This window comes from Mesorhizobium sp. M2A.F.Ca.ET.067.02.1.1 (assembly GCF_004023285.1).
Taxonomy (GTDB): Bacteria; Pseudomonadota; Alphaproteobacteria; order Rhizobiales; family Rhizobiaceae; genus Mesorhizobium.
In genome coordinates this window covers 1-6,260 of record NZ_RZSB01000338.1, presented here as the reverse complement: position 1 = coordinate 6,260, position 6,260 = coordinate 1, and the positions used below count along the sequence as shown (strand labels likewise).

At 63.3% G+C, this 6,260-nt stretch carries 8 protein-coding genes; 5 read left to right on the top strand and 3 right to left on the bottom strand.

The genetic code is table 11. From position 1 onward, the window contains the following. Positions 1 to 98: 98 nt before the first annotated feature. The gene (locus EOA28_RS21320) at positions 99 to 1,301 is read right to left on the bottom strand and encodes a pyridoxal phosphate-dependent aminotransferase (RefSeq protein WP_127251260.1); all 1,203 of its coding nucleotides are present in this window, start codon (positions 1,299 to 1,301) and stop codon (positions 99 to 101) included. A gap of 218 nt (positions 1,302 to 1,519) precedes the next feature. On the opposite strand from EOA28_RS21320, the gene EOA28_RS21315 reads away from it, so the two are divergent. The 4 genes from EOA28_RS21315 to EOA28_RS38940 all read left to right on the top strand — a co-directional run bounded on the left by EOA28_RS21315 (position 1,520) and on the right by EOA28_RS38940 (position 4,271). Then, positions 1,520 to 2,410: an EAL domain-containing protein gene (locus EOA28_RS21315; protein ID WP_127251259.1), complete on the top strand. Its 891-nt coding sequence runs from the start codon at positions 1,520 to 1,522 to the stop codon at positions 2,408 to 2,410. Then, on the top strand, positions 2,407 to 3,267 hold the full coding sequence (locus EOA28_RS21310) for an EAL domain-containing protein (RefSeq protein ID WP_127251258.1): 861 nt from the start codon (positions 2,407 to 2,409) through the stop codon (positions 3,265 to 3,267). The genes EOA28_RS21315 and EOA28_RS21310 overlap by 4 nt, the downstream gene beginning before the upstream one ends. A 142-nt stretch (positions 3,268 to 3,409) precedes the next feature. Beyond that, positions 3,410 to 4,021 carry a glutathione S-transferase family protein gene (locus EOA28_RS21305; protein ID WP_126081720.1) on the top strand — a complete coding sequence of 204 codons (612 nt, stop codon included), beginning with the start codon at positions 3,410 to 3,412 and terminating at the stop codon, positions 4,019 to 4,021. A 73-nt stretch (positions 4,022 to 4,094) separates the two neighbouring features. Next, positions 4,095 to 4,271 carry a hypothetical protein gene (locus tag EOA28_RS38940; RefSeq protein ID WP_189342122.1) on the top strand — a complete coding sequence of 59 codons (177 nt, stop codon included), beginning with the start codon at positions 4,095 to 4,097 and terminating at the stop codon, positions 4,269 to 4,271. Positions 4,272 to 4,469: 198 nt separating this feature from the next. Here the strand turns inward: EOA28_RS38940 and EOA28_RS21300 are convergent, their stop codons facing one another. Beyond that, positions 4,470 to 4,682, bottom strand: coding sequence for a cold-shock protein (locus EOA28_RS21300; protein WP_027168154.1), 213 nt, complete (start codon positions 4,680 to 4,682; stop codon positions 4,470 to 4,472). A 279-nt stretch (positions 4,683 to 4,961) separates the two neighbouring features. Between EOA28_RS21300 and EOA28_RS21295 the strand changes: the two genes are divergently transcribed. Further along, complete coding sequence (locus tag EOA28_RS21295) at positions 4,962 to 5,291, top strand: hypothetical protein (protein ID WP_126081721.1); 330 nt, start codon at positions 4,962 to 4,964, stop codon at positions 5,289 to 5,291. 28 nt (positions 5,292 to 5,319) lie between these two features. On the opposite strand, the gene EOA28_RS21290 is transcribed toward EOA28_RS21295, so the two are convergent. Further along, a complete protein-coding gene (locus EOA28_RS21290; protein ID WP_128298328.1) occupies positions 5,320 to 5,889 on the bottom strand; it encodes a methylated-DNA--[protein]-cysteine S-methyltransferase in 570 nt (189 codons plus the stop codon). Between the last annotated feature and the right edge of the window lie 371 nt (positions 5,890 to 6,260).

Here is a 6,260-nt window from a genome sequence, read left to right as displayed (position 1 = left end):
CCAGCGCTTCACCGCGTCGTTGACCTGAACGGCTTAAAGTCGCCATGCGAGAAAACCCGGCCGCGGCCGGGTTTTCTCGCATGGCGACTTTAAGCCGTTCAGGTCAACGACGCGGTGAAGCGCTGGATGCGCGTACAGGCTTCCTCCAGCAAGGTTTCCGACGTGGCGTAGGAGATGCGGAAATTCGGACCGAGGCCGAAGGCCGAGCCGAACACCACCGCCACACCTTCGGCGTCGAGCAGTTCCGAGCAGAAGGCTTCGTCGGTGTCGATCACCTTGCCGGCCTTGGTCTTCTTGCCGATCAACTCAGCGCAAGACGGATAGACGTAGAAGGCGCCTTCGGGCGAGGGGCAGGAGATGCCGCGCGCCTGGTTGAGCATCGAGACGACGAGGTCGCGTCGGCCCTGGAAGATCGCCTTGTTCTTCGCGATGAAATCCTGCGGGCCGTTGAGCGCCTCGACGGAAGCCCATTGCGCGATGGTGCAGGCGCCCGAGGTCTGCTGGCCCTGGATCATGTCCATCGCCTTGATCAGCGGCACCGGGCCGGCGGCGTAGCCGATGCGCCAGCCGGTCATGGCATAGGCTTTCGACACGCCGTTCATCGTCAGCGTCCGCTCGTAAAGGTTCGGCTCGACCTCGGCGATGGTCTTGAAAACGAAATCGCCATAGGTCAGATGCTCATACATGTCGTCGGTCAGCGTCCAGACATGCGGATGCTTGAGCAGCACGTCGGCCAGCGCCCTGAGCTCGGCCTCCGTGTAGGCGGCGCCCGACGGGTTCGACGGCGAGTTCATCAGCAGCCATTTGGTCTTCGGCGTGATCGCCTTTTCCAGCACCTCGGCCGTGAGCTTGAAGCCGTTGTCGATCGAGGTGTCGGCGAAGACCGACGTGCCGCCGCAGATCGCCACCATTTCGGGGTAGCTCACCCAGTAGGGACGCGGGATGATGACCTCGTCACCGGGGTTCAGCGTCGCCATGAAGGCGTTGAACAGGATCTGCTTGCCGCCGGTGCCGACGATGGTCTGCTCCGGCCGGTAATCGAGATTGTTCTCGCGCTTGAATTTCTTCGCGATCGCCTCGCGCAGCGGCACGATGCCCGACACCGGCGGGTACTTGGTCTCGCCGCGGCGGATCGCCTCGATCGCCGCGTTCTTGATGTTGTCGGGCGTATCGAAGTCCGGCTCGCCGGCGCCGAGGCCGATCACGTCACGGCCGGCATTTTTCAGCTCGCGCGCTTTCTGCGTCACCGCGATGGTCGCGGAAGGCTTAACGCGGGAAAGGGCGTCGGCGAGAAAGGCCATGACAAAAAGTCTCCTAGGACAGCGGCCAGGAGCGGCCGCGGCGCCTCTCATGTCGCATCATGGCGCGGAGCGCAAGCATTGTGCGATGAGCCAGAGGTCAAGGAGGCGTGACCAAAGTCAGCCTGCGTGCGCGGCAACGCTAAATTCATCAACGGCCGGTAAACCCTTGGCTGGCAGGATCGCAGATCGGATTGCGCCAATTCGCGGAGCGAGAAACCTTGTCGCGCAGCATCGGGCTTACCCACATCATCCGTCATGATGACGGCACCTCGACCGGTGTCTGGGGCATCTATACGCTGCAAAGCGCGTTCCAGCCGATCTTCGCCTTCAAGGAGGGCAAGCTTTCGGTGGCCGCCTTCGAAGGGCTGATCCGGCCGTTCCGCGACGGCGAGCAGCAGTCGCCGGCGGCGTTCTTCGGCACCTGCCCAGCGACCGACCGGCTGCATATCGAGTCGCTGACGCGCACGCTGCATCTTCTGAACGCCGGTGCCTGCCTGCCGCAGGAGGCGGCCATCTTCATCAATTTCGACCCGTCGGTCTTCACCGATCGCGGCATTGCCGACAAGGCATTGCGCGATATGCGGCTGGTGCTGCACGAAGCCGGTATCGATCCGCGCCGCATCGTCTGCGAGGTTACCGAGCAGAAGTCGGCCTCGCAGGAAGCGCTCTACGATTTTGTCGAGGCGCTGAGGGCCAATGGCTTCCGCATCGCGGTGGACGACTATGGCGCCGATGAATCCGACATCCACCGGATCCAGGAACTGAAGCCCGATATCGTCAAGTTCGATGCCCAGTGGATCACGCATCTGATGGAGTCCGGCGCCGGCTTCGCGTTGCTGACCGCGATGGTGCAGGGCTTCGAAACCCAGGGCATCCACACCGTCTTCGAGGGTCTCGAGGAAGGCTGGCAACTGGAGCTTGCCGAGAAAGCCGGCGCTTCCATGGTGCAAGGCTATGTGCTTGCCCGGCCCGAACTTGCGCCCACCAGCTTTCGCGTCTTCGTGCAGTCTTCGGCTGACGAGAGCACGGTGTCGGCTGCCGCAAGCCCTGCGGCTCCGGCAAAGCGGTCGCGGTCGGCAAGGGTATTCGGGCGCAAGGTCGCGCCATGAACGAAAGGCAGGAGAGGCGGCGCAATGTCGCCAAGGCGATCTTCGCTGACGAGATCGGCCTTCAGTTCGGCATTTACGGCGAATTCCGGCTGTGGAGCGCCTATCAGCCAATCTTCGCGCCGGAGGATGGGATGCTCAGGGCGGTCGCCGTCGAGGGGCTGATCGAGCCGCGCCGCATCGCCGAGCCGGTGGCCCCGTCGATCTTCTTCGGCGGCGTTCCCGCATCCGACCGGCTGTTCGTCGAAACGATGTGCCGGATGCTGCATCTCGGCAATTACCGCAACATCGGCCTCGAGGGGCTCACGCTGTTCTTCAACTACAATCCGATGATCAACGATCATCTCGGGCGGGCGCTGGCCGAAATCCGGCTGATGACCAGGCATCTCGGCGATTTCGAGCTGGAGCCGGGCCTGCTGGTCTGCGAGATCACCGGACAGGCGGCGGACGATCACGTTCTTGCCAGCCTGGTTCGTGAAATGCGGCGCGACGGCATCCGTATCGCCATCGACGATTTCGGCACCGGACATTCCACCGAGGCGCGTATCAATCTGCTCGCGCCCGACATCGTCAAGATCGACGGCGCCTGGTTCGGCGCGCTCTGCCGCCACGCCGCCGCCGAGCGCTTCTTCCGGCCCTTGGTGGGCATGTTGCAGGAGCGGGGCGCAAAAGTGCTGGTCGAGGGCATCGAGAATGCCCAGCACCTGCGCGTCGCGCTCGAGGGCGGCGCCGACCTGCTGCAGGGTTTCCATCTCGCCCGCCCGGCGCTCGCAGGCACGATCTTCAAGGAAGAGCCGCTTTCCGTCGATGCCCTGCTCGACGCCGGCAACAAGGTTGTGCCCCTGCATCAGCAACGCTGATGCCAAGAAAACCCACCAGCAACGCTGATGCCAAAGAAAACCTATCAGCGTCGCTGATGGTTCTTCGCAAAAACAAATCACTGGATGCGACCTGGCCGCGCGCGTTAGAGCGTTCCCAGGAGACTCGGAGAGGGCAAGAGGCATGATCCTTTACGACATGGCCGACAGCGGCAATTGCTACAAGCCGCGGCTGTTGATGGCGAAGCTCGGCATCCCCTTCACCCGGGTCGAGGTGAGCTCCCATACCGGCGAGACGCGCAAGCCCGACTACGTCGCCAAGAATCCGAACGCGATGGTGCCGATGCTCGAACTCGACGACGGCAGGCGCATCGCCGAGAGCAACGCCATCCTGCTTTATCTCGCCGAGGGAACGCGCTTCCTGCCGGCGGACAAATACGAACGCGCGCTGGCTTACCAATGGCTGTTCTTCGAACAATACAGCCATGAGCCCTATATCGCGGTGCGCAAGGCGCTTTTGACCTTTCCGGAACGGGCGAAGGACGCCACGCCGGAGCGGCTGGCGCTAACGCTGGAGCGCGGCAACAAGGCGCTGGGCGTCATGAACCAGCATCTTGAGCAGAACGCATTCTTCGCCGGCAATGCCTATAGCGTCGCCGATATCGCGCTCTACGCCTATACCCACACCGCCGAGAAGGGCGGGTTCCAGATCGAGGCCTATCCGGCCGTCGCCGCCTGGCTGAAACGGGTCGAGGCGGACAAGGGGCATGTGCCGATCGAGTGGCTGCCCCACTGAAGCCGGCGATTGGCGAAAGCGTGAGTGACAGCGTCCTTCTCCCCGTTCACGGGGAGAAGATGGCGGCAGCCAGATGAGGGGCGGCGCCATCTTTTCTAAGCTGGTCAAAATGGGCAGTTCTGAAATGTCGGCGCTGCCCCTCATCGCCCTGCCGGGCACTTCTCCCCGTGAACGGGGAGAAGAAAGCTGCTCCAAAATCCAGACAACAAAAAAGGCGGGCATTGCCCGCCTTCCTGTGCCGGTAGCCTGATCGGGAACGTCCGGTCCGGGCTGGCAGCTATCTGCTGTTCCAGCTTGTCGGTCTTTCCGCTCCGGCGCGCTTATCGCGCGACCGTCAGTACATCCGTGACTTGCCGCGCGCCCCGAACCTTCGTCCGGCGCGCGCCTTACTTACTCGCATTTCGCGGCGCTCGGCGGTTAAGCCTCGCGGCAAAATGCTTAAGCCAAATCAGGCTGCCTTGCTCAGAGACCCAGCTGCGGACTTGCCGGTGCGGCGGTCCTGCTCGATCTCGAAGTTGATTTTCTGGCCTTCAGCCAGGCTCGTCATGCCAGCGCGCTCGACAGCGGAGATGTGGACGAAAACGTCCGCGCCGCCATTGTCAGGCTGGATGAAGCCGTAGCCCTTGGTGGCGTTGAACCACTTGACCGTACCAGTTGCCATATAGAAAGTCCTTCACATTTGCTTTTGTTTGACCGGACCAACGTCCGGCCGGCGGTATCGAAACTTTGGAGATAGACGTCAGCAAACGCGAAGATCGCGGCCCGATCGATCGGCCAAATTCAATGCACCGGATATAGGATAGTTTTTGCAAGAAAACAAGACGTTCGCTTGCGCGCTGCCGGCGTGCAGCCTCAGGCGTTTGGAAGCGGCGCACGGAAGTTTTGACACCGGTCACACGTTGTGGAGAGATGAAATGCTCGCCGTTCCTGGAGGAGAACCATGAAAACCATTCTGCTTGCGGCCTGCCTGCTGCTGCTGGCCGCCGAGGCGCAGGCGGTGTCGCGCTATGATCCAACACGCATGAGCTGCGATCGGGTGCAGGCGACGATCGCCAGACAGGGCGCCGTCATTCTGCGCTATCAGTCGACGCGGGTGCCGGGTCTGCCGCTCTATGATCGCTATGTGCGCGACGAGCGCTTCTGCAACGCGGGCGAGGTGAGGTCGCGCGCCTATGTGCCGAGCGCCGACACCAGGTCCTGCATGGTCTATGTCTGCAAGCGACCGGACTTCGATCGGCGTTTCCGTCGCCGGTTCCTGCACAACGACTGACAGCGGGTGAAGGGCCGGGTAGCGCCCCTCAGAACCCGAACGAGGCCTGCGCGGCGGGCGGCGGGCCGACGCGAACGCCTTCCATGGCCAGCATCCTTTCCTTGGTGGCCGAGCCGCCCGGCGCGGAGAAGCCGCCGATCTTGCCGCCGGCCGCCAGGATGCGGTGGCAGGGGATGACCAGCGGCACCGGGTTGGCGCCGAGTGCAGCACCCGTCTCGCGGGCGAGCCCGGCATGGCCGGCGCGCCTGGCCAACTCGCCATAGGTGGTGGTCTCGCCGAAGCCGAGCTTGCGCGCGGCATCGTAGATGGCGAGGCGAAAGTCATCGACGCCGTCGAGATCGACCGGCACGTCGGAGAAATCGACGTCCGCGCCGGCCGCATAGGCCTGGATCGAGGCGATCAGCTCGGCCACCCATTGCGGCTGGTCGGTCGATGTCGAAACACCGGCGTGACGAAACAGCCGGCGCTCGACCGCCCCGCGGCTGCGTTCGGGCAGGCAGAGCCGGATCAGGCCCTTCTCGTTCCAGGCGATGCCCATGAAGCCGATCACTGTTTCTAACACTGCGTGGCCGGCCGTGATCTCAGATGTGGGTTTCATGGCGTTTTCCTTCGGCAAACAGCGAAAAACGAGTACATATCCAGAACAATATGGCATTTCCGCCCTGTTCCCGCCACCCGAAAACCGCCTGGTGGCCCCGATTGCCGGGTGTGAATCGCTGGTGTAAGGACTCCTTAATAACAGACAAACCGGACCCTCACGGCTTGCCAGCTAAAATCATATTCGCCGCGATCGGCGTGCTTGTTGCCGCTGCTGGTCTGAGCGGTTGCACCTCGACCTCGCAAATGAAGGCTGCGCCCGCGCTTGCGGAAGCCTCGACGCCCGTCGTGGCCGACGACACGCCGACGGTCGCGCTGCCCGAAACGGTGGCCGTGCTGCCGGAGCCTTCCGGCCTCGCGCAGGTGCAGACC